This is a genomic window from Arthrobacter oryzae, assembly GCF_037911235.1.
In the GTDB taxonomy this organism is placed as follows: domain Bacteria; phylum Actinomycetota; class Actinomycetes; order Actinomycetales; family Micrococcaceae; genus Arthrobacter; species Arthrobacter oryzae_E.
Map to the genome: position 1 here is coordinate 178920 of NZ_JBBLYW010000038.1, position 26679 is coordinate 205598.

The following is a 26679-nucleotide window of genomic DNA, read 5'->3' on the forward strand; positions in this document are numbered from 1 at the left end:
AACTGATGCGCAAGGTCCTGATTGCCAACCGTGGTGAGATCGCCGTCCGGATTGCCCGAGCCTGCGATGACGCGGGGCTGGAATCCGTCGCCGTCTATGCGGACATCGATGCCGATGCCATGCACGTCGGCGCTGCCGGTGAGGCCTTCAGCCTGGGCGGTAACTCCCCGGCGGACACCTACCTGAACATCGCCAAGCTGCTCGATGCGGCAGCGACATCCGGTGCGGACGCCGTCCATCCCGGCTACGGCTTCCTGTCCGAGAACGCCGATTTCGCCCAGGCCGTACTGGACGCCGGCCTCACCTGGATCGGGCCTGCTCCGGAGGCCATCCGGCAGCTCGGAAACAAGATCACGGCCCGCGAGATCGCCGTCCGTGCGGGGGCGCCGCTGGTGGCCGGCAGTGACGGGCCTGTGGACTCAGCGGCGGAAGCCCGCGCCTTCGCTGAGCAGCACGGCCTGCCCCTCGCCATCAAGGCGGCCTTCGGCGGCGGCGGCCGCGGGCTGAAGGTGGTCCGCGCCCTGGACGAAGTGGAGGAAGCCTTCGACTCCGCCGTCCGCGAGGCTGTGGCCGCCTTCGGCCGCGGCGAATGCTTCGTGGAGCGCTACCTGGACCGCCCGCGCCACGTCGAGGCGCAGGTCCTTGCGGACACGCACGGCAACGTGGTGGTGGTCGGAACCCGCGACTGTTCCCTGCAGCGCCGGCACCAGAAGCTCGTGGAGGAAGCGCCCGCACCGTTCCTCAGCGACGGCCAGCGCCAGCAGATCTACGACGCCGCCAAGGCAGTCTGCCGCGAAGCCGGCTATTCCGGCGCCGGGACGGTGGAGTTCCTGGTTGCCGCTGACGGCACAGTCGCCTTCCTGGAAGTCAACACCCGGTTGCAGGTGGAGCACCCCATCACCGAGGAAACCACCGGGATCGACCTGGTCCAGGAGCAGTTCCGGATTGCTGCCGGGGAAACCCTGCGCATCACTGCGGACCCGGAGCCCCGCGGCCACTCCTTCGAATTCCGGCTCAACGCCGAGGATGTGGGACGCGGCTTCCTGCCCTCGCCAGGCACCATCGATGAATTCCACGGCGCCACCGGTCCGGGCATCCGCCTGGACACCGGCGTCCGCTCGGGGTCCTTCGTGGCGCCGCAGTTCGACTCGCTGCTCGCCAAGCTGATCGTCACCGGCGCGGACCGCCAGCAGGCTCTGCGCCGGGCCCGCCGCGCCCTCGCCGAGATGGAGATCACCGGCGTGGCCACCGTGCTGCCGTTCCACCGCGCGGTGCTGGAATCGCCGGACTTCACGTCCGAGACCGGCCTGGGCATCCACACCCGCTGGATCGAAACCGACTTCGCGGACCGGATCCCGGCGGACCCCGGCTACAGCACCACCGCACCCGACGGCGCACGCCGCACCATCACTGTGGATGTGGACGGCCGCCGCCTGGCAGTGGGTCTCCCGGCGGACCTGCTGGAAGGCTGGGCCCGCGCAGGCGGAGCGCTGCCGGCCGGCGTTTCGGCAATTTCCGACGGCGGCCCTGCCGGGTCGGGCGCCGAGGCCGCCGAGGCCGCCGAGCCCGGCGAGCTCCGCGCGGACATGGCCGGAACCGTCGTCAAGTGGCTCGTGGAGCCGGGCGCCGAAGTGTCGGCAGGGGACGCCGTCGTCGTTCTTGAAGCGATGAAGATGGAAACCCAGGTGGCGGCGCACCGCGACGGAACCGTCACGGACCTCCGCACCCAAGCTGGCGGCGTGGTCACTGCGGGAGCGGTGCTGGCGCTGATCGGGTAGGCCGCCCGAGGGAGAATGCGGTGGTGCGGGACGGGTCCCAGGTGAACACCCGCAGACGCTGGACGCGGCACCGGGAGGCGGCCATGATGAAAACATGCGCGGTAGCCGGTTCATCGGCGCCGGTTGCGGCTGGGCTCCGCGCACTGGAGGCGCATTGGCATGTCACACAAAACCGGGCCCGTGAGGCGCGCTCCGGACGGCGGGAAATTTGAGCCGGACGGGCAGTTCGTGGCCGCTTACTATGCCCATGTCGCCGCCGAGGACCTCCAGAACTACTCGCCGGAAACTCTCCGCAGCAGGGCGATGCACCACCTGACGGTGGCGACGTCGCGCGCGCCGGGGGAGGCCGCCGTCGGAATCTTCAACGAACCCGATGCGCGCGTCATCGAGGTGGCCGCTGACGACACGCCTTACCTGGTTCAGTCCCTCACGGCAGTGCTTACGCGCGACGACGCCACGATCCGCCTGCTGGTGCATCCGATGTTTGAGGTGCTGCGCGATCCCCTCTCCAACGTGCTGCTGGAGGTACGGCCCGGGCGCACGAGGGAAGGGCTCAGTGCCGAGCCGGTTCACGGAGACGGCGGAAATGCCGACGCGCCGGCCGGAGTTCCTGGCGCACCGGAGCGTACTCCCGAGGCATGGGTGGCGGTGGAAATCGGCAGGATGCCGGACGAGCCCTCTAAAGAAGCGCTGGTCGAAAGGCTGAAATCGGTGCTTGCCGATGTCCGTGCCTGTGCCGAAGACGCGGCGGAAATGGAGCGCAGGTTTGCTGACGCCGTCGATGCCGCGGCGGACGTTCCGCCGGCAATGGTTCCGCCGGCCGCGCAGCTTCGCGAGCTTCTGGGCTGGCTGGGGGACGGCAATTTTGTCCTGCTCGGCTACTGCGAGTATGAACTCACGACGGCGGGCGGCCAGGAGATCACGCCGCGCCCCGGCTCTGCGCTCGGCTTGCTTCGGCGCCCGACGGCGGCCGGCGTCCACCGTGGACAAGCAGGGGAGGTGCGGATGCCGTGGCCCCACTCGTGCACCCTTGCGACGTCGGACCTCCGGTCCACCGTTCTGCGTGCCTCTTATTTGGACGAACTGCGCGTGCAGGTCCTGGACGGGGAGGGTACACCCACCGGGGAACGGCGGTTCGTGGGCCTGTTCACTCCGGGCGCGGCCCATCAGTCCGTGCGGCGGATTCCGGTGATCCGCGAAAAAGCCCGCACGGTCCGGGAACGACTCGGACTTCAGCCAAGGTCGCACCGGGCCAAGGACCTCGTGGCGGTTCTCGAGTCCTTCCCGCGGGACGAGCTCTTCCATGTTGGCATCGAGGACCTCACCAGCCTGGCATCCGAGATCCTGCGGGCCGAGGAACTCCGCCGTATACGCCTCTTCCTCCGCCCGGACAGCTTCGGCAGGTTCATGTCCGCGCTCGTCTTCTTTCCCCGCCGGCGGTACAGCACAGCGGTCAGGCTGCTGATGGAGCAGGAACTCAAAACCGCCTTCAACGCTGACGCCATCGACTTTGAAGTCCGGCTCACCGATTCCCCGATGGCCCGGATTTTCTTCCGGATCCTGCTGACGGGTACTGCCGCCTCCGGGCCGGACGTCACGTGGCCAAACATCGACCCTGCGCAGCTGGAACGGCGCCTGATTTCAGCCACCCGTTCGTGGACGGACGGGCTGGATGAGGTGATCCGGGAGCAGTTCCCGGCTGCAGAGGCCGCCCGGCTCACCGCCCTCTGGACCGACGCCTTCCCGCCAAGCTACCGGGCAGACCATGAGGCGGAAACCGCGCTTCAAGACATCATCAATTTCGAATCCTTCGACCTGGACGGCGCAGGCGGGCGGTCCCCGGGCGACCCGTTGCTCACCGTGGATTGGCCGGCAGGAAGTTCTGCGCCGGGCAAGGACGCCAGGCTCCGCCTTTACTTCACCCGGCCGCGCAGCCTCACCCAGATCCTGCCGCTCCTGCACAACCTGGGGCTCGATGTCCTGGACCAAAGGCCGTTTGAGATCCGGCGCGGAACAGGCCCGGCCCTTTTCCTCTACGATCTGGGCGTGAACTATCCCGCCGGTGTAGACCCGGCGGCCACGAGCGGGCTGCTCGCAGACGCGTTCGGCGCCGCCATGCGCGGAGACGTCGAGTCGGACCGGATCAACACCCTGGTCATCCGCGAGGGCGTCGACTGGCGGCAGGCCTCCATCCTGCGGAGCTACGCGAAATACCTCCAGCAGCTGGGGAGCGCCAACTCCTACGGCTTCATTGCGGACACCCTCACCGCCAACGTGCGGGCAACGCATGCGTTGCTGGCCCTGTTCCACGCCAGGTTCGACCCCGAACTGGATGCCCAGCGCAGGTTCCGGGACACCGCGGCCGCCCGGGCCGAGCTGCTGTCGGCAATTGACGAGATCCCGGTCCTCGACGGCGACCGGATGCTGCGTACGTTCATGAACCTGGTGGAATCCACGTTGCGCACCAACTTCTTCCAGAACAAGCCGCACCTCAGTTTCAAACTGAATCCGGCGGCCATCTCCATCGCCCCGCTGCCCCGGCCGAAATACGAGATCTGGGTCTATTCGCCGCGGGTGGAAGGCGTCCACCTCCGGTTCGGGGAACTTGCCCGCGGCGGCCTGCGCTGGTCCGACCGGAGCGAGGATTTCCGGACGGAGGTCCTGGGCCTGGTCAAGGCACAAAACGTGAAAAACTCCGTCATCGTTCCCACCGGTGCCAAGGGCGGTTTCTACCCGAAGCGGTTGCCGGACCCCGCCGCCAACCGGGACGCCTGGCTCGCCGAAGGGCTGGAGTGCTACCGAACCTTCATCAGGGGACTGCTGGACCTGACCGACAACCTGGTCACGTCAGCGCGCGGTCAGGCAGTGGTGGCTCCGCACAACGTGGTGCGGCACGACGGTGACGACTACTACCTCGTGGTGGCCGCGGACAAGGGCACCGCTTCATTTTCCGATGCAGCCAACACCGTGGCCCTGGAGTACGGGTTCTGGCTGGGGGACGCCTTCGCCTCCGGCGGGTCGGTGGGGTACGACCACAAGGAGATGGGCATTACCGCGCGCGGTGCATGGGAATCAGTGACGCACCATTTCCGCGAGCTCGGCATGGACCCGCAGCGCGAGGAGTTCACCGTGGCGGGCATCGGGGACATGAGCGGCGACGTTTTCGGGAACGGGATGCTGCTTTCGCCGCACATCAGGCTTGTGGCGGCCTTTGACCACCGGCACATCTTCCTCGATCCGGCGCCCGACGCCGTAGCCTCCATTGAAGAACGACGCCGGCTCTTCAGCCTGCCGCGCTCCTCCTGGGAGGACTACGATGAATCCCTCATCAGCGAGGGCGGCGGCGTCCACTCCCGGCGCGCCAAGGCCATCACCATCACCGAGCAGGTCCGGACCTGCCTTGGCCTGGACTCCGGAACAGCGGCGCTCCCGCCCCATGCCCTGCTTCAGGCCATCCTCCGGGCGCCCGTTGACCTGCTCTACAACGGCGGCATCGGTACCTACATCAAGGCGTCCTCGGAGAGCCACGCAGACGTGGGCGACAAAGCGAACGATCCGATCAGGATCAACGGCAGCGAACTGCGCGCCCGGGTGGTTGCCGAAGGCGGAAACCTCGGCGTGACCCAGCGCGGCCGCATCGAAGCTGCGCTCGCCGGTGTGCTGCTGAACACCGATGCCATCGACAACTCGGCGGGGGTGGACTGCTCCGACCACGAGGTCAACATCAAAATTTTCATGGACCGGATGATCGCCACCGGGCGGATGCCGGCTGCGGAACGCACCGCTTTCCTGCAGTCCCTGGTGGACGACGTGGCGCGTCTGGTCCTGGCCAACAACGCCGACCAGAACGTCCTCCTGTTCAACGACCGGCATCTGGTCCTCGAATGGAGCCCCGGCTTCCAAAGAACTGTGGACTGGGTGGAAACCGCCGCGGGCCTGGACCGGGAACTGGAGGCTTTGCCGAGCACTGAACAGCTTGAGGAACGGGTGCGGCAGGGGCGGGGGCTGACCACCCCGGAACTTGCCGTCCTTGCCGCCTACGCGAAGGTGGAGCTGGCCAGGGAACTCACCGCCAGCGACCTCGCCGACGACCCCTGGTTCAAACGGGTCCTGCGCGGCTACTTCCCGCCCCGGCTCGCTGAGCGTTTCGATGCGGACCTTGATTCACATCCCTTGCGCAAACAGATCGTGTGCACCGTGGTGGCGAACGACATGATCAACCTGGGCGGAATCACCTACGCCTTCCGCGCCATTGAAGAAACCACGGCCACGCCCGCGGCGGTGGCGAGGGCCTTCGTGGTGGCCCGCGAGGCCTATGACCTGCCATGGATTACGCGCAAGCTGGCGGACCTGCCGCCGGAGTTTCCGAGCGAACACTCCGCCGGTGTGGCCATCCACATGCGCCGGGTCCTGGACCGGGCAACCCGCTGGTACGTCACTCATGACCACCGGGACCAGCCCGTGACCGAGGCGCTGGCGCGGATCATGCCCACCATGGATCTGCTGCGGACACGAACCGCCGAGTACCTGCGCGGCTCCGACCTTGACCGCGTGCAGGAGCGCCTTGCCCACTGGGACGCCGTCCGGCTCCCGCATGACCTGGGGGCACGGGCAGCGGACATGCTGGAGAGCTTCGGGCTGCTGGACATCTCACTCGTTTCCGAGCAGACGGCCGAGCCCATCGAGGTGACTGCCGACCTCTACTACGCGGTCTTCCAGCGCATCGGTGCCGCCAGCCTGCTGCTGCGCATCACCGATCTCCCCCGCCAGAGCCGGTGGGAAACCCTTGCCCGGGCGGCCCTGCGGGACGACGTCTATTCCGCAGTGGCCGACATGACCATCTCCGTGATGCAGATGACCCCGGTGAGTGATCCCGGCCAGTCCGATTCGGTGGAACGCATTGTTGCCTGGGAGCGCGGGCACCAGGAGCAGCTGGCCAGGATCAAGGACACCCTTGCCGAGGTAACCAAACCCGGGCAGGTGGACATCGCCTCGATCTCCGTGGCGCTGAAACTGCTCCGGACCCTGGTGCGGCAATAGCACCAGTGCGCATCTCCGTCAGGCCGACTCGCGGACCACCAGCTCCGTGGGAATGGTGATCGCCGCGGGGCGCTCGCCGTCGATGACCGCCAGGAGCAGCCGCACCATTTCCGCGCTGATCCGTTCGAACGGCTGCCGGACCGTGGTCAGCGTGGGGATTGTGGTGGCGGAAACCTTAATGTCATCGAACCCGGCAACGGCCACGTCCTCCGGGATGCGGCGGCCGGCCTCCTTGAGGACTTCGATCGCACCGAGCGCCATGAGGTCGTTCGCCGCGAAGACGGCGTCGACATCGGGGGAGCGGTTCAGGATTTCCCGCATGCCTTTCGCCCCGCTTTCGCGGCTGTAGTCGCCGAAGGCGATCAGGTCCTCGTCGACGGCGGTGCCCTGGTGTTCGCGGTAGGCCTCCAGCCGCCGGATGCCGCCGGAGGTGTCCTGCGGTCCGGCGATGGTGGCAATCCGCTTGCGGCCGCCGTCGCTCAGGTGCCGGAGGACGTCGAGGGCTCCTTCGTAATCGTCGGCGGCGACGTAGCCCATCTTCTTTTCGAAACCGAGCGGAACACCACACGCAATCGCGGGGATGCGGGCGCTGACGATCTCGGAGATGATGCCCTTCCTGGTGGCGTGGGAGGACACCAGCAGCACGCCGTCCACGTGCCCGGCGGTGAGGAATTCGGTGGCCCGGCGCTGTTCGTCGTCAGTGCCGGCCATGATCAGCACCAGCGGGATGTCGTGCACAGCAAGCGCATCGGCGGCGCCGCGCATCAGCACGGCGAAGTTCGGGTCCTCGAACAGGCGGTCGTGCGATTCGGTGAGCAGGAACGCCACCGAGTTGGCCCGGTTGGTGGCCAGGCTCCTGGCGTGCGGGTTGACCCGGTATCCGGTCTTCTTGATGGCGGCATTGACGGCCGCCAGCGCCGGGGGACTGACCCAGTGGCCGCCGTTGAGGACCCGTGAAACCGTGCCGCGTGAGACGCCCGCTTCCCGGGCGACGTCGTCGATCTTGGGGCGGTTCTTGGCGGGGGGCTGAGACATGGCTAAAGCCTATCCGGGGCTAAGCCTTCACCGCACCGGCGGCCAGGTCGACCCGCCAGTAGCGCTGAAGGAGCAGGAACATGATGACAAGCGGAACGATGGACAGCAGGGCGCCCGCGAGCACCAGGGTGTACAGGGCCGGGGCGGAGGCACCCTGGTTGAGTAGGCCGTTCAGGCCCACGGTGATGGGGAAGAGGTGATCGTCCCCCAGCATGATGTACGGCAGCATGAAGTTGTTCCAGATGGCCACGAACTGGAACAGGAAGATGGTCACCAGGCCCGGCAGCATCATGGGCATGGCGATCCGGTTGAAGATGTACATTTCCTTGGCACCTTCGGTCCGGGCGGCCTCGATGACATCGCCCGGCACCGAGGCCGCGGCATAAATGCGGGCCAGGTAGATGCCGTAGGGGCTGATGATCTGGGGGAGCAGCACGGACCAGTAGGTGTTGGTCAGTCCGGCCTGGGCGAGCATCAGGTACTGCGGGATGGCCAGGATGACGCCCGGCACCAGCACGCCCATGAGCAGCACTTTGAAGATTCCGGCCTTGCCGGGGAAGTCGAACTTGGCCAGCACGTAGCCGGACAGGGCGGAGATCCAGGTGGAGACGATGGCGCCGACGCCGGCGTAGAGGGCCGTGTTGAGCATCCACCGCCAGAACAGGCCGTCGCGGTAGGCGGTGAGTTCAACGATGTTGTCCCAGAGGTGCGTGCTGGGGGCGAGCGTGAACGTTGAGAACAGCTCCGTGCCGCTCTTGCTGGCCGCGGCGAGGACCCACAGCACAGGGAACAGGCAGTACAGGGCGCCCAGGATGAGGATGCCGGTGGACAGGAAGCTGGGCTTTTCGCGGAGTTCCTTGGCGTTGGCGGCCTTGCTCCCGGCGGGTTTGGTGCGAATGGCGGTGGTGGTCACGGTCAGTTCTCCTGTCCGAAGGCCCGCTTCTGCACCACGCGCAGGAACAGGAAGGAAATGGCGAAAGTGGCAAGGGCAATGACGATGCTGGTCGCGGCTGCCGAGAAGACGTCGTTGCGGGTGAACGCGTCACGGTAAACGAGCATGAGCGGGGACCAGCTCGTGGAGAGGCTGTTGGCCAGCGGGCGCAGCGTGGTGGGTTCGGCGAAGACCTGCAGGGTGGCGATCATGGAGAACAGGGCAGTCATGACCAGGGCGGGGGCGATGATGGGGATCTTGATCCGCAGGGCGGTCTGGACCTCGGAGCAGCCGTCCAGCTTGGCTGCCTCGTAAATTTCGGAAGGAACCGCCTTGAGCGAGGTGTACATCACGATCATGTTGAAGCCCACGCCGCCCCAGAGCGCGATGTTGCAGATGGCGAACGTCACCAGGTTGGGGTCCAGCAGGGATGGAAGCTCCACACCCAACTGCCGGGCCACGAAGTGGAACGGGCTGACGCCGGGCAGGTAGAGGAACCCCCACAGCAGCGAGCTGATCACGGCGGGAACCGCGTAGGGCAGGAAGATGGCGGTCCGGGAGAAGTTCCCGGCCCGGGTCCGCCGGGAGTCCAGCAGCAACGCGAAAAGCAGGGCGAATCCGAGCATCAGGGGAATGAGGATGACGCCGTACAGCAGCACCCGCAGGACGCTGGCCGTGAACTCCGGATCGGTGAGGGCGCTGACGTAGTTGTCCAGCCCGGCGAAGACCTGGGTCTGCGAGTTCTTGCCCAGGCCCAGTCCGCTGACCTTCTTCTTCTGAAAGCTCAGGAACAGTGTGTAGACGATCGGAGCCGCCATGAAGACGAGAAAGAGGATGATGCCGGGGGCGAGCATCGCGTAAGGCACGAGCACCCGGGACTTGAAGTTCTTAGCCCGCCGGGGGGATCCGGGCGCTGCGGTCTTCGCCGCAGGGCCGGTCCTGGTCACGGTCATTGCCACGGGTGCACTTCCTTGCGTAGATGTCGGTGAGGCTTGCTTCGTTGAATTGAGAACGTTCCTGGGGTCCGGGAGGGCGCCGCGGCGCCCTCCCGGATGGTGTGGCCGGGTAACTGGCTACTTGACGGTGAAGCCGGTCTTCTTCAAGTCGTCCACCGTCACCTGCTGCATGCTCTTCACGGCATCGAGGAAGGCGCCCTTCTGCTTCGACTGGGCCGCCTTCGCGAACTGGTCGTTGTAGGCGTTGAACGTGACATTGACGTTGGGGCCGTAGGTGAAGGACCCTACGTTCTGCGCTGCGTCGCCAACAACTTTGTAGAAGTCGGGCTGGTTGCTGAAGAACTCAGGTGCCTTGGTCAGGGCGGATTCCGCCCCGGCGGAGTCTGCCGGGTAGATCCCGGTTTCGGTCACCAGGGCCTTGACGGCCTCGGAGTCGGTGTTGAGCCAGGTGGCGAATTTCGCTGCGGCGTCCACGTTCTTGGACTGCGAGGTCACAGCGGTGGAGGAACCGCCCCAGTTGCCGGTGGCGGGGTTGGCGGCATCCCACTGCGGCATGGGTGCGGCCTTCCACTGGCCCGCTGTGGCTCCGGCGTTGCCGGCCAGTACGCCCGGGCCCCAGGCGGCGCTGAGCCAGCCCACCTGCTTGCCGGTGTTCAGCGCGGTGTTCCACTCGGGCGTGTACATCGGCTTGTTGTCGATCACGCCGTCCTGGACCAGTCCGCCCCAGTACCCGGCGACCCTCCGGGTGGGATCTTCGTCCACCTTGACGCTCCAGGCGTCACCGTCGATGCCCCACCAGGAGGCTCCGGCCTGCTGTGCCATGCCGGTGAACCAGCCGGCGTCGTTGGAGGAGAAGGTTCCCAGGTACGCCTCGGCGTCGGAAGCATGGACCGCCTTGGCGGCTTCCGCGTATTCGTCCCAGGTCTTGGGGACGGACAGGCCGAGCTTTTCGAACACGTCAGCGCGGTAGTAAAACACCATGGGACCGGTGTCCTGCGGGACGGAGTACAGCGCTTCGCTGCCCAGTGTGACGGAATTCCACACGCCCTCGGGGAAGTGGCTCTTGGTCTCGTTGGCTTCGGTGCCGGACAGGTCTGCCAGCGCATCTGCCGCTACCAGGGTGGGGATCTTCTGGTATTCGGCCTGGATGAGGTCCGGGGCGCCGCTGCCGGCCTTCACCGCGGTGAGCAGCTTGGTGACAGCGGGGTCGCCGCCGTCCTGCTTGTTCACGGTGACGTGGATGTTCGGGTTCTTCTGGTTCCAAAGGTCCACCACCTTGTCCAGGTTCGGCGCCCAGGCCCAGTACGTGAGCTCCACTTTCTGGTTGGGATCGCTTGCGGCTGATTCTGCCGTTGAACCTGTTCCTGCTCCGCCCGAGCAACCTGCGGTGAGCATGGCGGCCGCCGCGAGCATGGCTATGGCGCCTGCACGAAATGACTTGCGCATTTCGTCCTCCTTGTCGAAAAGCTTGATGGGTCTGCCTGAATTATCACCCTCATCCGAACCAAGGCCGCATGACTGTGAGCGGTTCCAGTAATCCACAGATTTGTGAGCTATGTCAATGCCTAGATGGCTCTAGCGTCCAAACTTGACCCTGTGATAAAACTGGGACCGCACACAGTTCTAAGGAGACCAGGAAATGACCGACGTCCTACACCGCACCGCGCCCCGGAGCGCGCCGGGCCCGTGGCTGCAGCGCCCGGCCGGGCTCTGCTACGGCGGGGACTACAACCCCGAACAGTGGCCGCGGGAGGTCTGGGCCGAAGACATTGCACTGATGAAGGAGGCCGGGATCAACCTGGTCAGCATCGGCATCTTCTCGTGGGTCCTCCTGGAACCCCGCGAGGGCGAGTATGACTTCGAATGGCTGGACCACCTGATGGGCCTGCTCGCCGACGCCGGCATCAGCGTGGACCTGGGCACGCCCACCGCTGCGCCTCCGGCCTGGTTCTGGAAAAAGTATCCGCAGGCCCGCCCCGTCACCCGCGAGGGCGTCGCGCTGGGCAGCGGATCCCGCGGCATGGCCAGCCCCAGCTCGCCCGAATACCTGAGTGCCGCCACCAACATCACCGAACAGCTCGCCCGTCGGTACGGCTCCCACCCCGCGCTGGTGCTGTGGCATGTGCACAACGAATACGGCGCGCCGGTCAGCGAGTCCTACGACGACTACTCCGTTGCAGCATTTCGCGAATGGCTGCAGGCCCGGTACCGCACGCTCGACGGCCTCAACCAGGCCTGGGGCACCCTGTTCTGGGGCCAGAAATACGGCGAATGGGACGAGGTCGACGCGCCGCGGCTCGCCGCCAGCGTCAGCAACCAGGCCCAGCGGCTGGACTTCCGCCGGTTCACCTCGGACGCGCTGCTCAAATGCTTCATCGCGGAGCGGGACGTGATCCGCAGATACACCCCGGACGTGCCCGTGACCACGAATTTCATGGCCACCAACTGCCTGGCAGCGGATTACTGGAAGTGGAGCCGCGAGGTGGACATCGTGTCCAACGACCACTACCTGGCGGCCGAGCGCACGGACAACCACGTCCTGCTCTCGATGGACGCCGACCTCACGCGCTCGCTGGCCGGCAACCGGCCCTGGATGCTGATGGAGCACTCCACCGGCGCCGTGAACTGGCAGGGACGCAACATCGCCAAGCGCCCCGGCGAACTGGCCCGCAACAGCCTTTCCCACCTTGCCCGCGGCGCGGACGCTGTGATGTTCTTCCAGTTCCGCGCGTCCCGCTACGGTGCGGAAAAATTCCACTCCGCCATGCTTCCCCACGCAGGCACGGGCACCCGGATCTGGCGCGAAGTCCTGGACCTCGGCGATGACCTGAAGAAGCTTGCGGCTGTGAAAGGCTCCACCGTTCAGGCGCGTGTCGCCATACTCTGGGACGTGGAATCGTTCTGGGCCCAGGACCTGGAGTGGCGCCCCAGCAGCGACCTCAACCATCGTGAGCGCATCGAGGCCTACTACTCGGTGCTGTGGGAACACGGGATCACCACCGACTTTGCCCATCCGGAAGCTGACCTCTCCGGCTACGACCTCGTCCTCGCCCCTGCCCTCTACCTGGTTGGAGACCAAGCGGCGGCGAACCTGCGGGGATATGTCGACGGCGGCGGACACCTGCTGGTCTCCTACTTCTCCGGCGTCGTCGACTCCAACGACACTGTCCCGCCCGGCGCCTCGCCCGCCGGCCTCCGGGATGTCCTGGGCCTCGAAGTCCACGAGTTCCTGCCCCTCCGCGCCGGCGAAAAAGCCAATCTCAGCAACGGGAGCGCCGGCGTGGTGTGGGCGGAAGACATCCATCCCGCCACGGCAACCGTGGTGGCCAGCTACCTTGACGGCCCGGCCGCCTCGGGCCCGGCCATCACCCGCAACGCCTTTGGCGGCGGCACGGCCTGGTACGTCTCCACCAAGCTCGACGGCGCGGACCTCGCCGCCGTCGTGCTTGACGCCGTCCGCACCGCGGGACTGGAGCTTCCCCCGGAACTGCCTGCGGGCCTGGAAGTGGTCACGCGGAGCAGCTCCACGGATAGCTTCACGTTCCTCATCAACCACTCCGACGCAGACGCCGAATATCCGGCAGCCGGGCATGACCTGCTGAGCGGAGAGCCGTCCGCGCCCACCGCCGTCATTCCCGGCGGCACCGTGCGCGTCATCCAGACCTGAAAGGACCAACGAATGAACTACCCCACCGCCGAAGTGCTCGAGGTGAAAGTCGACACCGCCCGGCAGCTCGAGGAACGGCTCAATGCAGCCGTCCGGAACCTGCAGCTCGTGGCCGCGCACACCCGCAACCGCGGGATCCTGGTGACCCGGCTCGACCCCGGCCACTACACGGTCTCGCTCAGTGAACACGTGCCGTTCGGGCTGACCCGCGAGCAGAGCCGGTAGGACGCGACGGACGCACCAAAACAACCGGACACACCAACGGAGGACGGGCTTGCGGCCCGTCCTCCGTTGGTGGCTCCTGGACTGACTGGCCGGGTTAGCGGACCGCGGGTTCTTTCAGGGGCTCATCCAAGGTCATCAGCGTCAGTCGTGTCGACTGCAGCACGGTGCCCAGCAGCGAGCGGGCCGAGAGGAGGAGGCTGCTGACCTCGGGGCAGGAGAGTTCGTAGAACAGCCGGCCATCCTGGCGCGAGGGGGCAATCAGGCGCTGGCGGCGGAGTACGCCAAGGTGCTGCGAGAGGTTCGAGGGCTCCAGGCCCGTTTCGTCGCGCAGCCGGCTGACAGCCACCGGGCCGTCGGAGAGTATCTCCAGGACCCGGATCCGCGCGGGGTGGCCCATGGATTTGAAGAGTTCGGCCTTTACCTCACTCAGGACCACGCCTGCGGGCAGATCGTCCTTCATCGGGGCCTCGCTTCCTAATGTCCGTCATCCGGCGCCAACCATAACGCCTGTTCAACGAATCCAGCCTATGACAGACAGAAAGGTCTGTCTCCTTACCGCGCGAATCGGCGCGAGTCGCATCTATATCGTAGCCCCGGCTGCAAAGGGATGATCGCTGGATTTAGTAGGCGGGCACCCCTTGCGCGGACGGCTTGTGTAGTTCAGACTTTCATGAATTCATCAATTCGGGCCGGCCGATCACAAGCGCCCGGCCACACATGGATGGATTCAGGCTGCTTCCGCTGACAACGGCGTCACCGGGAGTGGCATGATCCCAAGGTCCAGGAGGGTTCAATGGCAGGCATGTTCGAACTATTCGCCGACGCGGACACATCCTTTAGATTTCGGCTGACGGCCCCGGACGGAACAGTCATGGCGCTTTCCAAGCCCTTCCCGGACAAACGGGCGGCCGTCGCCGGGATTGCCGCTGTGCGCGAGTACGCAGGAACGGGCTTTGTCACCGAAATCCCGGCGCCGGAGCCGCAGCGTTCCCGGGTATCGTCCGCTGCACGTGCCTTCGGCGGCCGCGCGGCACGCCGCAAACGGCAGGTTCTGCTCCGGTGGCGGCAATCGCTCAGGCCGGCAGCCGTTGTCGCCGATTTCCCCGCTTGGTGAATCCCATGGCCGCGCGGAAAGTCCACCAGGCGAACTCCGGCGCCCCTGCGGCGGCGGACTGCATTGCCGGGACGTTCCGATATGACGCGGCGACCGGCAGGCTCGACTGGTCCGACGAGGTGTACATCATCCACGGCTACGGCCGCGGGGAAATTGTGCCAACCCTCGACCTGTTTCTCTCGCACAAGCATCCGGACGACCGGAACCGCAGCCGCGACATCATCACGCAGGTCCGGCTCACTGGCGGCAGATTCTTCAGTTTTGACAGGCTCATCGACGCCCGCCTGCGGGAGCACCGGATCCTGACAACGGGGGAGGGGATCCTTGACCAGGGCGGCGGGCTGAACCATATTGCCGGTTTCGTCATAGACCTCACCAGCACGCTGCGGCATGAGACTGAACAGTTCGCCAGGGCTGCCGTCACGGCGGCCAATGCGAGCCGCAGCACCATCGAGCAGGCCAAGGGGATCCTGATGGGAGCCCTGCATATCGGCGCGGACGAGGCCTTCAACCTGCTCGTCAGCCACAGCCAGCACACCAACATCAAACTGGCGAGGGCCGCATCTGACCTTGTGGACCTGGCCAACACAGCCAAGGACCCCGCACTTCTGGACAGCTTTATTAAGGCGCTTCGCCGCGGACCTGTGCGGCGCCGGCCCGGAGCCGTGGGCGTGCACGGCCACCCGCAAGGACGCCCGCAGCACTCCATGTAAAATTTCTTCTAACATGACTGCCGAAGACGCCAACCGTTCCTCCCTGCTGCCCGCCCGGGCACTGGCGGGCCGGGATGACCCCGTAGACCGCATCCTTGCCGCCGCGTATGACCTCTTTTCCCGCCGCGGGATCCGCGACGTGGGCACCAACGAACTCATCAGCCGGTCCGGTGTCGCGAAAGCAACCTTCTACCGGCATTTCCCGTCCAAGGATGCCCTGGTCCTGGCCTTTTTGGCTCTCCGGGACCAGGTGTGGACCGTGGACCTCATCGTCTCCGAAGCCCGCCGTCGCGGCAACACCCCCGAGGAACGGTTGCTCGCCGTTTTCGATGTTTTCGGCGACTGGTTCCTGCGCGACGACTTCGAGGCGTGCACCTTCATCAACGTCCTGCTCGAGATGGGCCCCGAACATCCGCTGGGAAAGGCGAGCATCGGTTATTTGAGCCGGATCCGCGGACACATCCAGGCGCTGGCCGAGGAAGCCGGGCTGAGCCGCACCGAAGAATTCGCGCGGTCCTGGCACATCCTGATGAAGGGCTCGATCATTTCGGCCACCGAAGGGGACTTCCTGGCGTCAAAGCGGGCCCAGCAGATGGCCGGCTGGCTCATCGAGCACCACCGCAGCTAAGCGGTTACGCGTCGTGGCCGGCTGCGCCGCGAACAGGTGTGTCGCGCAGCGGGCGCCGGGCCAGCCACGCGGCCACGATCGCGCCGGAGATGTTGTGCCAGAGCGAGAACACGGCGGAGGGCAGTGCGGCCAGCGGGCTGAAGTGCGCGGTTGCAAGGGTGGCAGCGAGTCCGGAGTTCTGCATCCCCACTTCGAAAGCCAGCGCCCGGCGGGCCTTGTCGTCCAGGCGGCCGAGCTTCCCGGCCAGGTAGCCCAGGCCCAGGCCGAAACCGTTGTGCAGCACCACAGCGAGGAACACGATGCCGCCCGCGGCAACAATCTTGCTGGCACTTCCGGCCACAACGATCGCAACGATCAGGGAAATTACGACGGCGGACGCCCAGGGGAGCGCCGGCAGCACCTTCGCGACGAGCTTCTTGAGGAACAGGCGCGCCACGAGGCCGGCGACCACCGGCAGGAGGACTGTCTTGACGATGTCCAGGACCATGGCGCCTGCGTCGATCTGCAGGAACGATCCAGCCAGGAACAGCACCAGCAGGGGAGTGACGATCGGAGCGATCAGAGTGGAGACGGACGCCACGGCCACCGAGAGGGCCACGTCGCCCTTGGCGAGGAAGGCCATGACGTTGGACGCGGTTCCGGACGGCGCGCAGCCCACCAGGATGAGGCCCACGGCCAGTTCCGGCGGGAGGTTGAGCGCCACGGCAATCAGCCAGCCGGCGCCCGGCATGATCACGTAGTGGGCAACGATGCCCAGCACCACGGCCCATGGCCGCTTGACCACGGAGGCGAAGTCCGGCGGGGTGAGCGTCAGGCCCATGCAGAACATGATGATCCCCAGCAAGTAGGGAACGCTGGGGCCCATGGGCTTGAAGGCGCCGGGCATCAGGAATCCCGCAATGCCGGCGATGACCACCAGCAGCGGGAAGACCGTGACTGCGATACGGGCGATTTTCGCCTCGGCGGCCAACGCCGGATTCAGCAGGGTGGCATCAGCTTCAGCGTTGGCTGCAGTTTTTTCGTGGGTCTTGGTTGCCTCAAGCATCTAATAATGCTCACATCCGGACGGCTGCTCCGGCGAGTTCATGACCAGACGTCTGACATTTGTTGCGCACCCGGCGCTTGGATTCCGACCGCCCTGGCACCCTGCTACTGCGGAGGCGGGCTGCTGTAATCGGCGATGTGCGCCGTTGCTGCGTGCTCGCGGATCTCCGCGACCGCGGAAGCGGCCGCAGCGCTGTCCCGGTAGATTCCCGAGACGGCCAGGACGTTGCCTGCGCCGCTGACGAGCCTGATGCGGACGCCGCCTTGTTCCGCGGCGACGAGTTCGAATTTTCCTGCCATGCTGGCCCTCCCCCAAGGTGGTGCGCCTGCCAGGTATCCGCAGGCCGCTTCCTTACCAACAATAGATGACAACTCTTGTCACATAAATTACACAACGCCTCGTGTCATAGGCGGAGGTCCGGCCGAGTGAATTTCGGCGCACCGCCGGAACCGCCTAGTGCCCGGCGTTGAGCTTCCCGGCCAGCCGCTCGCGCATCTGCGTGCTCGCGGAGTTCAGGCCGATCAGCTCCACTTCCCGGCCGTGCCTGCGGTACTTCTCGGTGACGGCGTCGAGGACGGCGATGGTGGAGGCATCCCACAGGTGGGAGGCGTGGAGGTCGATGATGACCCGGTCCACCGTGGGCCCGGCATCGCGGGCATATTCGAACTGGGTGTAGAGGTCGTTGGAGGAGGCGAAGAACAGCTCACCGTCCACCGTGTACGTCGCCACCGTCTCGCCGTTGAGCTCGATCTCGGTCCGTTCAACCGTGGCAAAATGGGCCACCCGCCGGGCGAACATGGCCATGGCCGCCAGGACTCCAACCCCGACACCGATGGCGAGGTTGTGCGTGGCAACCACGGTGCCCACGGTGATCAGCATGACGGCGGTCTCGGACTTGGGCATGCGCTTGAGCGTCTTCGGGGCGATGGAGTGCCAGTCGAACGTGATGGCGGAGACGAAGATCATCACGGCAACGAGCGCCGCCATGGGGATCAGGCCCACAATGTCACCCAGCGTCACCACCAGGACCAGCAGGAAGACGCCGGCAAGGAACGTTGAGACGCGGCTGCGGGCGCCGGACCCCTTGACGTTGATCATGGTCTGGCCGATCACGGCGCAGCCGCCCATGCCGCCCAGGAAACCGGTGACGATGTTGGCCACGCCCTGTCCCCAGGATTCGCGGGTTTTGTTGGAGCGGGTGTCCGTGATGTCGTCAACGAGTTTGGCCGTCATGAGGGATTCCAGCAGGCCCACCAGGGCCATGGACAGGGCGAAGGGGGCGAGGATCTGGAAGGTCTCCAGCGTCAGCGGCACGTTGGGCAGGAAGAATGTGGGCAGGCTTTCGGGAAGCTGGCCTTTGTCCTGGACGGCGGGAACGTCGACATTGGCCAGCACTGCAAAAAGCGTGAGGACGACGATGGCCACCAGCGGTGACGGGACGGCTGAAGTGAGCCGCGGGAGGGCAACGACGATCACCAGGCCCGCTGCCACCAGGGGATAGACCAGCCACGGAACGTTGATCAGCTCGGGCAGCTGGGCCATGAAGACGAGGATGGCCAGCGCGTTGACGAACCCCACCATCACCGAGCGCGGAATGAAGCGCATGAGCTTGGTGACGCCAAGGAGCGCCAGCAGGATCTGGAAGACCCCGGCCAGGATCACAGCGGCGATCAGGTAGTCCAGGCCGTGGCTGCGCATCAGCGGGGCGATCACCAGGGCAACCGCACCGGTGGCCGCGGAAATCATGGCGGGCCGGCCGCCCACGAACGAGATGGTGACGGCCATGGTGAAGGACGCAAACAACCCGATCCTCGGATCCACGCCGGCAATGATGGAGAACGCAATGGCTTCGGGGATGAGGGCCAGCGCCACCACCAGCCCGGCCAGGGCTTCAGTCTTGAGCCGGCGCGGGGAACGGAGCGTAGCCCGGACGGACTGGAGTTGTTCGGGCTTCATGGGTTCCTAGAGCTTGGTCTGGCGGTAGCGCTCGATCTGTTTCAGCCGCCGCAGGAGGCTGTCGCGCCGGGGGTGCGGAACGACGTCGGGTGCCTCCGCGGTGAGGTCGATGTGTTTGGTGCCGTACTGCCACAGCAGCAGGTCATCCAGCAGCCGGTCCGGGCCGGGGGAGTACCTGTGGTCCAGGGCCTTGCGGACTTCGGTGATCCGGTTGGCGCTGAGCAGCCCTGCCAGTTGCACCGTCTGGTTGAGGCCGTGGGCCGCCATGAGTTCGGCTGCCCAGCCCCAGTCATCATCCACTTTACGGTCAACGTGCGGCAGGAGCGTCCGCCAGACGTCGCGGATCCGGTTCGGCGTGAGCTGCGCGGCACCCTCCCCGTCGGTATCCCAGTAGCCGCGGACTTCCTCGTAGCGTTCGTGCAGGTCTGCAAAGGCCCCTTCCACTGTTTCCAGCATTGCCGCCGTCGCGGTGAACTGCCGGTCGAAGTGCGGGGTCCAGGCGCGGGGATCCTCGGCCTTGAAACGGATGTCGTGCTCGATCTCGCTCCACGCATGCGCAAAAACCGTGCGGATCTGGCACTCAAAGAAGTAGCTGCCGTTGGGCTGGAGATCCGGGTTGAATACCTGCTGGTACTCCTTCACCGCCTCATTCTGGATAGTCCGCAGGATCAGGTGGCGGCTGGAGTAGCCGTAGGTGCCGGACTCGATGGAGCCGATGTCCTTTTCGCGGTCGCCGCGGCAGTCGAAGAGCTGGCGCTGCCGCTTGATCAGGTTGGCCACCACGGCGTTCTCCGCCGGCAGCTTGGTAATGACGCGCACGCCCACCATGTCATTGAGGGTCCGGAACGGATCGGGGAACTTCAGCACGGGCGGCCCGCCCGGTTCCAGCGGCTTCTCCGTGCGGGAAATCTTTTCCTTGAAGGACTCCACTGTTTTGGTTCGCCCCGTGACGAACAGGGGTGTCACCTCGGTGTCCTTGAGCATGCTGCGGAGCGTGAGCAGGACTTCCCGGGTAACCAGCTTCAGGGCAGGGCGGACGCGTTCGTAGAGCTCCACGTTTTCCTGCACGGATTCGCGCAGGCCTGCGTCCAGGCGGTCCCAGTTGGTAGCCATGGTTCCAGCTTACGGGTGGGCGCGGACAGCCGGGGCGGGACACCCTTACGGCTGTTCCGTCCTTGGCGCCGGGCACCTGGCGGACGCCGCCGTCGAACGCGCTGGCACAAAGGTGTCCGGCACCCAAGGTAGGCTCGGCACATGGCTGATGTGCGGCGTCGGACCCTGCTTTCGCGGGGCCCTGCTTGGCGCCGCCGCAGCAGTGACACTGGGGGCACTGTCCGCTTCCTGTTCGTCGGGCCCGAAGGAGGACGCAGTGAAGCGGCACAAGTACCAATACGGCGATGACCCCAGCCAGTGGGGTGAACTCTTCCTGCCGGAAGCCTCTGGCACCCGCGGCGTGGTGGTGGTCATTCACGGCGGCTACTGGCGCTCGCAGTACGGTGCCGAACTGGGCGAACCGCTGGCCAGGGACCTTGCCATGCACGGAATGCCGGCCTGGAACCTGGAGTACCGGCGCGCCGGAAACGGCGGCGGCTGGCCCCACACCTTCGAGGACGTGCTGGCGGGCATCGACAAACTGAGGGACGTCGCCGGGATCCACGGGCTGGGCCTCGAAAAAGTCGTGGCACTGGGCCACTCGGCCGGCGGACACCTGGCCGTCTGGGCGGCCGGCCGGTCCCGGCTCGGGCAGCTCGGCGCACCGGACCCTGACCGCCAGCTGCAACGGAAGAACGACGACGGCGCCGTGCACCTTACCGGGGTGGTCAGCCAGGCCGGCCTGCTGAACCTGTCCGCTGCCGAAAAACTGAACCTCAGCAACGGCGCGGTCAGCAACCTTCTCGGCGGTTCGCCGGAAAGATACCCCAAACGGCATAAGTACGCGGACCCGATGAGCGCGATTCCGCTGTGTATTCCCGTCTACGCCGTCCACGGCAGCGACGACGACGATGTCCCGGTGAGCCAGTCCACGTCCTATGCAGGCGCGGCCAAAGCCGCAGGTGCGCCTATCCAGCTGCTTAACGTTCCGGGCGACCACTTCTCCCTGATCGACCCCAAGGCGCCGGCCTACCGGAAGTGCCGGGACCTGGTGCAGGAACTCCTGGGCTGACCCGTCACCAGGCCATCCCGTTTGGCCGGCTCCGTTTGGCCCGGGGCAGAGTGCTTGCCTAGACTGGACGAAGGTGAGCCGGGAAGTCTGGTCGGCGTAGTTTTGTCGACTCAACTTTTAGGACTTCCCCATGAGCCAAACACCCCCGCCCGCGTCCGGCGCCAAACCGCGCACCATCCTTGGCTACGGCAGCTACGCGGAGTCACTGCGCATCGGCGAGATCCTGCGCAAGGAGACGGTAGGCGGCGCTCTGCTGGTGGCCGCGGCCGTCATCGCCTTGATCTGGGCCAACTCACCCGTGTCCGACAGTTACTTCGCGTTGCGGGACTTCCGGATCGGCTACGAGCCCTGGCACCTCGAACTGAGCCTCGGCGCCTGGGCCGCCGACGGACTGCTGGCCATTTTCTTCTTCCTGGTGGGCCTCGAACTCAAGCGTGAGTTCGTGGCGGGCGATCTCCGCCAGCTCAACAAATCGATTGTGCCCGTGGCGGCCGCAGCCGGCGGGGTCATTGTCCCGGCCCTGATCTACACGGCAGTCAACATCTACAGCCCGGAAACCCTGCGCGGGTGGGCCATTCCCACCGCAACGGACATCGCGTTCGCCGTGGCGGTCCTGGCCATTATCGGCTCACACCTGCCCAGCGCCCTGCGTATTTTCCTGCTCACCCTGGCAGTGGTGGACGACCTCATCGCCATCAGCATCATCGCCTTCTTCTATTCGAGCGACATCCAGGCTGCGCCGTTGCTGCTCGCCCTCCTCCCGCTGGCGCTCTACGCCTTCCTTGCCCAGAAGTACCGCCGCTTCTTCGGCGCCCACTTCATGGCCGCCTGGGCCATCCTCCTGCCGCTCGGAATAGCCACCTGGGCACTGGTCCACGCCTCCGGCATCCACGCCACGGTGGCCGGCGTACTGCTGGGGTTCGCCGTGCCGGTCCTCCGCTCCAAGGCCAGCGGAGGCCCCGAAGCAGGCCCCGGCCTCGCGGAAATCTTCGAACACCGTTTCCGTCCCATCTCCGCGGGCGTGGCCGTTCCCATCTTCGCCTTCTTCTCCGCCGGCGTGGCCGTGGGCGGCTGGGAAGGCCTGGGATCCGCCCTTGCCGACCCCGTGGCCATCGGCATCATCATGGCCCTCGTCCTGGGTAAGCCCATCGGCATCATGGGCACCACCTGGATCCTCACCAAGGCCACCAGGGCGAGGCTGGACTCATCCTTCAAGTGGATCGACGTCTTTGGCGTCTCGCTTCTGGCCGGCATCGGCTTCACCGTGTCCCTGCTGGTCGCGGAACTCAGCTTCGGCCACGGCAGCCTGCATGACGACCACGCCAAAGTGGGCATCCTGGCAGCATCGTTTATCGCCGCGATCCTGGCCACCGTGGTGCTGCGGACCAGAAACCACCAGTACCGCGCGGCGGAGGAACGGGAAAAGGTTGACTCGGACCACGACGGCATCCCGGACGTCTACGAACACGAGAACCAGGCCTGACGGCCCGCGAACCCCTTGCTGCGCCATACCCCTATGGGTATGGTCTTGTTAAGGGCCGTACCGCCGTCGAGGAGGAAACCATGGACGTTGTTGTCATCGATACCCCGCAGCTGGGGGACCGGAGCTACCTGGTGCACGACGGCACGGTGGGGCTGGTCATCGATCCGCAGCGGGACACGGACCGCGTGGAAGCTGCCGCCCGTGAAGCGGGCGTGACCATCACCCACGTCGCCGAAACCCACCTTCACAACGACTACGTCACCGGCGGCCTGGAGCTGGCCAAAACCCACGGTGCCACGTACCTGGTCAACGCCGCGGACCCGGTCCAGTTCGAGCGTGAGCCCATCGCCGACGGGCAGGCGGTCCGGGTGGGGTCCCTGACCGTGAGGGCCGTGGCCACTCCGGGCCACACCCATACTCACCTGTCCTTCATCGTGGACGACGGCGACAAGCAGGCAGTCTTCTCAGGCGGGAGCCTGCTTTACGGTTCCGTGGGCCGGACTGACCTGGTGGCCGCGTCGGACACGGTGGGCCTGACGCGTGACCAGTACGCTTCCGTACGCCGGCTCGTCGCCGAGGCACGGAACGATGCAGCGCTCTTCCCCACCCACGGCTTCGGGTCGTTCTGTTCCTCCGGCCCGGCCACCGGCGCCGGTTCCTCCACGGTCGGTGAGCAGCTCACCGCCAACCACGCCCTGACGGATCCGGACGAGGACCACTTCGTCCAGGAGCTCATCGCCAACCTCTCCGCGTATCCGGCGTACTACGCGCACATGGGGGCCATGAACGCCAAGGGCCCGGGACCCGCGGACCTCACCGTCCCGGAGTCGGTGGACCCCGCCGAGCTCACGCGCCGCCTGGACGAGGGCGAATGGGTGGTGGACCTCCGCCGCCGCGTGGCGTTTGCCAGCAACCACCTCAAAGGCAGTGTCAGCTTCGAATACGGCAGCGGCTCCAACTTCACCACGTACCTGGGCTGGGTCCTGCCCTGGGATGAGAAGCTCACGCTCGTGGGATCGCAAGAGGACGTTGAGAAAGCCATCCGCGACCTCTCCCGCATCGGCATCGATTCGCCGGATGCCGCCGTCGGAACCGAACCCCATGCATTGGCGCCGGATGCCGCCGTCGCCTCCTACCCGCGCGTCGGCTGGGACGGCCTGCTGGCGGGCCGCGCTGACGGTGACACGGTTCTTGATGTACGGCGCACGGACGAGTTTGCCGCGTCCCACGTGGCCGGTGCCGTCAACGTCCCTGTCCATCAGCTCCTGACGCGCATGGACGAAGTTCCGGCCGGAAAGCTGTGGGTCCACTGCGGGACCGGCTACCGCGCCAGCGTTGCAGCCAGCCTGTTGCAGCGCGCGGGGCGGGACGTGGTCCACCTGGACGCGAAGTTCGAGAATGCCGAGGCGGCCGGAGTCGCATTGGACAGGGCGCCTGCGGCGTAATCCCTTCCACGTGATTACGCACCCGTGATCACGGGTGCGTAATCAGGAGCGCGCCCGGCCCGTTCTCTGGCAGAGTATGACCATGCTCACAGTTATTGGCGAAGGCCTGGTCGACGTTGTCCAACGCTCCACGGGAATCGAGGCCCACGTGGGCGGCAGCCCGCTCAACGTGGCAGTGGGGCTGGCGCGGCTGGACCACCCCGTGCAGTTCATCGGCCGGTTCGGGCGTGACGCCTATGGCGAGTCCGTGGCCGCGCACCTGAAATCCAGTTCGGTGATGGTGCCGCAGGGCCCGGATGCCCTGCCAACCAGCGTGGCCACCGCTTTGATCGACGACGACGGCGCCGCCACCTACACGTTCGACCTCGCCTGGGAGCTTCCCGGCCTCGCGGACCGGCTGCCGTTCATGCTCCAGGGCACCACCCTGGTTCACACCGGTTCCATTGCCACCATGCTGGCGCCGGGCGCCGCGGAGGTGCTTGCCGCCGTCGAGCACGCGCACCCCTCTGCCACCATCAGCTTCGACCCCAACTGCCGCCCCAGCATCATCACAGACGTCGACTATGCCCGCCGGCAGGTGGAAAAGTTCGTTACCCTCGCGGACGTGGTGAAGGCATCCGATGAGGACCTCGAATGGCTCTACCCCGACGTGGACGTCCTCGACTCGGCCCGGCGGTGGCTCTCCCTGGGTGGCCCCGAAGGGCCTGCCCTGGTGGTGGTGACCCGCGGGGCAGCCGGTCCCTGGGGCATCACCGCCGCAGGTGAAGCTGAGTTCGCCGCCCCCAAGGTGGAGGTGGCGGACACAGTGGGCGCAGGGGATTCCTTCATGGCCGCGCTGCTTTCCGGGCTGGTGGACCGCCGCCTGGACGGTGCTCAGAACCGGAAGGAGCTGCGTGAACTGCCCGCCGAATCCCTCCGCGAACTGCTGGCCCATGCAGCGTGGGCGGCCGCCGTCACCGTGTCCCGGCCGGGAGCCAACCCGCCCACGAGGGCAGAGCTGAACCACTTCGAACTCGAAAGCTTGGAGCGCGACGCGGCGCTCGCCGGCGACGACCTGAGGAACGCCGACTCCGCCAGCAACTGAAAGGCCAGCAGATGCCCCGCCACGATTCCCCGACCCTGCACGTCACCAGCGAGTCCTACCGGGACGGCCAGACACTGCCGCCCGCCCAGCGCAGCGGCAAGATGCGCGCTGGCGGCCAGGACGAATCACCGCAGCTGAGCTGGAGCGGCGCTCCGGCCGGAACCAAGGGCTACGCGGTCACGCTGTTCGACCCCGATGCCCCGGGCCGCGGCGGCTTCTGGCACTGGGCCGTCCTGGACCTTCCCGCGGCCGTCACGTCGCTTCCGGCCGGCGCAGGTGCCGAGGGCGGCCGGCTCCTTCCGGAAGGTGCACTGCAGCTGAAGAACGACGGCGGTTTCCACGGCTACCTGGGGGCCGCGCCTCCGCCCGGGCACGGACCGCACCGCTACATCATCACGGTCTACGCGCTCGACGTGGAGCACCTTGGGCTCGATGCGGGGGTTAGTCCGGGCAAGCTGGAATCAAAACTGGCCCCGCACGTGCTGGGCCGCGGGACGCTGACGGGCATCTTCGAGCGCTGAACCGCGGAGACCGCTGAGCCTGCCAGCGAAAGGGCCCGCCGCCGGGCCGACGTAGACTGGCAGTATGCGGCTGGTAGCAAGTGACATTGACGGAACGATCCTCGGACATGACGGAAAGATCAGTGACCGGACAATCCGCGCCTTCCACGCCTGCCGTGACGCCGGCGTCGAACTGGTGTTCGTGACCGGACGCCCGCCGCGCTGGCTGCACCCGCTGGAGGACCAGCTGGGACACGCCGGAACCGTGATCTGCTCCAACGGCGCCGTGGTGTGGGACCTCGAGGAGGCCCGCCTGGTTTCCGCCCGCGCCCTTGCCCTGGAAGCGGTCTTCGAGACCCGCCGCATCATCAAGCAGCTGCGGCCGTCCGCCCTGTTCGCCGCGGAGACACTCACGGGCTTCCACCTGGAACCGGGCTTCATCGAAAATGACTCCAGCGAACTCCTGTCCGAGTTCACCCCGGCCCCGCTCGCCAGTACCCTCACCGCTGACGACGCGGTGGTGAAATTCCTGGCAATCGTCCGGGAAGGCACCGCCGACCACTTCCTGGCCGAAGTGTCACCCGCAGTGGCCCACCTCGCGTCAGCCACCCACTCGGCCCCCACCGTGGCCATGCTGGAGCTCGCCCTGCCGGGCGTCAACAAGGCCGTGACCCTGGCCGAATACGCCGCCACCCTGGGGATTGACGCGGCTGACGTGGTGGCCTTCGGGGACATGCCCAACGACATCGAGATGCTGCGCTGGGCCGGCAACGGCTACGCCATGGCCAGCGGCCACCCGGAGGCCATCCGTGCCGCCGGGCAGCAGGCGCCGCACTTCGACGACGACGGCGTGGCGCAGATCCTGGAAGCCAAACTGGCCGAACTCGGCGTGAAGCACGCCTAGGCAGCCGCCTG

22 protein-coding genes are annotated in these 26679 nt (G+C 66.6%); 13 read left to right on the plus strand and 9 right to left on the minus strand.

The features are described 5' to 3' along the window. Positions 1 to 5 precede the first annotated feature (5 nt). The gene (locus tag WMN78_RS12090) at positions 6 to 1778 is read left to right on the plus strand and encodes a biotin carboxylase N-terminal domain-containing protein (protein ID WP_340533954.1); all 1773 of its coding nucleotides are present in this window, start codon (positions 6 to 8) and stop codon (positions 1776 to 1778) included. A gap of 159 nt (positions 1779 to 1937) precedes the next feature. Next, positions 1938 to 6818 carry an NAD-glutamate dehydrogenase gene (locus WMN78_RS12095; RefSeq protein WP_340533955.1) on the plus strand — a complete coding sequence of 1627 codons (4881 nt, stop codon included), beginning with the start codon at positions 1938 to 1940 and terminating at the stop codon, positions 6816 to 6818. An 18-nt stretch (positions 6819 to 6836) separates the two neighbouring features. On the opposite strand, the gene WMN78_RS12100 is transcribed toward WMN78_RS12095, so the two are convergent. The 4 genes from WMN78_RS12100 to WMN78_RS12115 form a co-directional block, all read right to left on the minus strand. Next, positions 6837 to 7853, minus strand: a complete 1017-nt coding sequence (locus WMN78_RS12100) for a LacI family DNA-binding transcriptional regulator (protein WP_340533956.1) — start codon at positions 7851 to 7853, stop codon at positions 6837 to 6839. 19 nt (positions 7854 to 7872) lie between these two features. Next, complete coding sequence (locus WMN78_RS12105; RefSeq protein WP_340533957.1) at positions 7873 to 8766, minus strand: carbohydrate ABC transporter permease; 894 nt, start codon at positions 8764 to 8766, stop codon at positions 7873 to 7875. A gap of 2 nt (positions 8767 to 8768) precedes the next feature. Further along, a complete protein-coding gene (locus WMN78_RS12110; protein ID WP_340534024.1) occupies positions 8769 to 9737 on the minus strand; it encodes a sugar ABC transporter permease in 969 nt (322 codons plus the stop codon). A 120-nt stretch (positions 9738 to 9857) separates the two neighbouring features. Next, entirely contained in the window at positions 9858 to 11186 is a 1329-nt protein-coding gene (locus WMN78_RS12115) for an ABC transporter substrate-binding protein (protein WP_340533958.1), read from the minus strand. A 193-nt stretch (positions 11187 to 11379) separates the two neighbouring features. Between WMN78_RS12115 and WMN78_RS12120 the strand changes: the two genes are divergently transcribed. Beyond that, entirely contained in the window at positions 11380 to 13407 is a 2028-nt protein-coding gene (locus WMN78_RS12120) for a beta-galactosidase (RefSeq protein ID WP_340533959.1), read from the plus strand. 12 nt (positions 13408 to 13419) lie between these two features. Beyond that, entirely contained in the window at positions 13420 to 13632 is a 213-nt protein-coding gene (locus tag WMN78_RS12125; RefSeq protein WP_340533960.1) for a hypothetical protein, read from the plus strand. Positions 13633 to 13726: 94 nt separating this feature from the next. Here the strand turns inward: WMN78_RS12125 and WMN78_RS12130 are convergent, their stop codons facing one another. Continuing rightward, entirely contained in the window at positions 13727 to 14092 is a 366-nt protein-coding gene (locus WMN78_RS12130; RefSeq protein ID WP_340533961.1) for a metalloregulator ArsR/SmtB family transcription factor, read from the minus strand. A 333-nt stretch (positions 14093 to 14425) separates the two neighbouring features. On the opposite strand from WMN78_RS12130, the gene WMN78_RS12135 reads away from it, so the two are divergent. From WMN78_RS12135 to WMN78_RS12145, 3 genes are read left to right on the plus strand one after another with little or no spacing between them, the layout of a single operon-like run. After that, on the plus strand, positions 14426 to 14746 hold the full coding sequence (locus WMN78_RS12135; RefSeq protein ID WP_340533962.1) for a YegP family protein: 321 nt from the start codon (positions 14426 to 14428) through the stop codon (positions 14744 to 14746). Between the two features lie 5 nt (positions 14747 to 14751). Then, positions 14752 to 15459, plus strand: a complete 708-nt coding sequence (locus WMN78_RS12140) for a PAS and ANTAR domain-containing protein (protein ID WP_340533963.1) — start codon at positions 14752 to 14754, stop codon at positions 15457 to 15459. Positions 15460 to 15472: 13 nt separating this feature from the next. Beyond that, positions 15473 to 16087 (plus strand): helix-turn-helix domain-containing protein, encoded by a 615-nt coding sequence (locus WMN78_RS12145; protein WP_340533964.1) that lies wholly within the window; start codon positions 15473 to 15475, stop codon positions 16085 to 16087. Positions 16088 to 16091: 4 nt separating this feature from the next. Here the strand turns inward: WMN78_RS12145 and WMN78_RS12150 are convergent, their stop codons facing one another. From WMN78_RS12150 to WMN78_RS12165, 4 genes are all read right to left on the minus strand, one after another. Continuing rightward, positions 16092 to 17132, minus strand: a complete 1041-nt coding sequence (locus tag WMN78_RS12150) for a bile acid:sodium symporter family protein (RefSeq protein ID WP_340533965.1) — start codon at positions 17130 to 17132, stop codon at positions 16092 to 16094. 104 nt (positions 17133 to 17236) lie between these two features. Next, positions 17237 to 17431 (minus strand): DUF1508 domain-containing protein, encoded by a 195-nt coding sequence (locus WMN78_RS12155; protein WP_340533966.1) that lies wholly within the window; start codon positions 17429 to 17431, stop codon positions 17237 to 17239. A gap of 154 nt (positions 17432 to 17585) precedes the next feature. Next, positions 17586 to 19088 carry a SulP family inorganic anion transporter gene (locus tag WMN78_RS12160; protein ID WP_340533967.1) on the minus strand — a complete coding sequence of 501 codons (1503 nt, stop codon included), beginning with the start codon at positions 19086 to 19088 and terminating at the stop codon, positions 17586 to 17588. 6 nt (positions 19089 to 19094) lie between these two features. Continuing rightward, positions 19095 to 20201 (minus strand): RelA/SpoT domain-containing protein, encoded by a 1107-nt coding sequence (locus WMN78_RS12165; protein ID WP_340533968.1) that lies wholly within the window; start codon positions 20199 to 20201, stop codon positions 19095 to 19097. Positions 20202 to 20457: 256 nt separating this feature from the next. Between WMN78_RS12165 and WMN78_RS12170 the strand changes: the two genes are divergently transcribed. The 6 genes from WMN78_RS12170 (at position 20458) to WMN78_RS12195 (ending at position 26668) form a co-directional block, all read left to right on the plus strand. Then, positions 20458 to 21252, plus strand: coding sequence for an alpha/beta hydrolase (locus tag WMN78_RS12170; protein WP_340533969.1), 795 nt, complete (start codon positions 20458 to 20460; stop codon positions 21250 to 21252). A 130-nt stretch (positions 21253 to 21382) separates the two neighbouring features. Then, positions 21383 to 22735 carry a Na+/H+ antiporter NhaA gene (gene nhaA, locus WMN78_RS12175; protein ID WP_340533970.1) on the plus strand — a complete coding sequence of 451 codons (1353 nt, stop codon included), beginning with the start codon at positions 21383 to 21385 and terminating at the stop codon, positions 22733 to 22735. Positions 22736 to 22815: 80 nt separating this feature from the next. Continuing rightward, a complete protein-coding gene (locus tag WMN78_RS12180; protein WP_340533971.1) occupies positions 22816 to 24180 on the plus strand; it encodes an MBL fold metallo-hydrolase in 1365 nt (454 codons plus the stop codon). 82 nt (positions 24181 to 24262) lie between these two features. Continuing rightward, positions 24263 to 25264: a carbohydrate kinase gene (locus tag WMN78_RS12185; RefSeq protein ID WP_340533972.1), complete on the plus strand. Its 1002-nt coding sequence runs from the start codon at positions 24263 to 24265 to the stop codon at positions 25262 to 25264. Between the two features lie 11 nt (positions 25265 to 25275). Beyond that, a complete protein-coding gene (locus WMN78_RS12190; RefSeq protein WP_340533973.1) occupies positions 25276 to 25785 on the plus strand; it encodes a YbhB/YbcL family Raf kinase inhibitor-like protein in 510 nt (169 codons plus the stop codon). Between the two features lie 64 nt (positions 25786 to 25849). Then, positions 25850 to 26668, plus strand: a complete 819-nt coding sequence (locus WMN78_RS12195) for an HAD family hydrolase (protein ID WP_340533974.1) — start codon at positions 25850 to 25852, stop codon at positions 26666 to 26668. Positions 26669 to 26679: the final 11 nt, after the last annotated feature.

Bases quoted from the DNA above. Each gene is read 5' to 3' on its own strand.
- WMN78_RS12155 (WP_340533966.1), bottom strand. From the start codon at position 17,431: ATGGCAGGAAAATTCGAACTCGTCGCCGCGGAACAAGGCGGCGTCCGC.
- WMN78_RS12150 (WP_340533965.1), bottom strand. From the start codon at position 17,132: ATGCTTGAGGCAACCAAGACCCACGAAAAAACTGCAGCCAACGCTGAA.
- WMN78_RS12190 (WP_340533973.1), top strand. From the start codon at position 25,276: ATGCCCCGCCACGATTCCCCGACCCTGCACGTCACCAGCGAGTCCTAC.
- WMN78_RS12095 (WP_340533955.1), top strand. From the start codon at position 1,938: ATGTCACACAAAACCGGGCCCGTGAGGCGCGCTCCGGACGGCGGGAAA.
- WMN78_RS12120 (WP_340533959.1), top strand. From the start codon at position 11,380: ATGACCGACGTCCTACACCGCACCGCGCCCCGGAGCGCGCCGGGCCCG.
- nhaA (WP_340533970.1), top strand. From the start codon at position 21,383: ATGAGCCAAACACCCCCGCCCGCGTCCGGCGCCAAACCGCGCACCATC.
- WMN78_RS12130 (WP_340533961.1), bottom strand. From the start codon at position 14,092: ATGAAGGACGATCTGCCCGCAGGCGTGGTCCTGAGTGAGGTAAAGGCC.
- WMN78_RS12145 (WP_340533964.1), top strand. From the start codon at position 15,473: ATGACTGCCGAAGACGCCAACCGTTCCTCCCTGCTGCCCGCCCGGGCA.
- WMN78_RS12165 (WP_340533968.1), bottom strand. From the start codon at position 20,201: ATGGCTACCAACTGGGACCGCCTGGACGCAGGCCTGCGCGAATCCGTG.
- WMN78_RS12135 (WP_340533962.1), top strand. From the start codon at position 14,426: ATGGCAGGCATGTTCGAACTATTCGCCGACGCGGACACATCCTTTAGA.
- WMN78_RS12160 (WP_340533967.1), bottom strand. From the start codon at position 19,088: ATGAAGCCCGAACAACTCCAGTCCGTCCGGGCTACGCTCCGTTCCCCG.
- WMN78_RS12115 (WP_340533958.1), bottom strand. From the start codon at position 11,186: ATGCGCAAGTCATTTCGTGCAGGCGCCATAGCCATGCTCGCGGCGGCC.
- WMN78_RS12180 (WP_340533971.1), top strand. From the start codon at position 22,816: ATGGACGTTGTTGTCATCGATACCCCGCAGCTGGGGGACCGGAGCTAC.
- WMN78_RS12100 (WP_340533956.1), bottom strand. From the start codon at position 7,853: ATGTCTCAGCCCCCCGCCAAGAACCGCCCCAAGATCGACGACGTCGCC.
- WMN78_RS12195 (WP_340533974.1), top strand. From the start codon at position 25,850: ATGCGGCTGGTAGCAAGTGACATTGACGGAACGATCCTCGGACATGAC.
- WMN78_RS12110 (WP_340534024.1), bottom strand. From the start codon at position 9,737: ATGACCGTGACCAGGACCGGCCCTGCGGCGAAGACCGCAGCGCCCGGA.
- WMN78_RS12140 (WP_340533963.1), top strand. From the start codon at position 14,752: ATGGCCGCGCGGAAAGTCCACCAGGCGAACTCCGGCGCCCCTGCGGCG.
- WMN78_RS12125 (WP_340533960.1), top strand. From the start codon at position 13,420: ATGAACTACCCCACCGCCGAAGTGCTCGAGGTGAAAGTCGACACCGCC.
- WMN78_RS12185 (WP_340533972.1), top strand. From the start codon at position 24,263: ATGCTCACAGTTATTGGCGAAGGCCTGGTCGACGTTGTCCAACGCTCC.
- WMN78_RS12090 (WP_340533954.1), top strand. From the start codon at position 6: ATGCGCAAGGTCCTGATTGCCAACCGTGGTGAGATCGCCGTCCGGATT.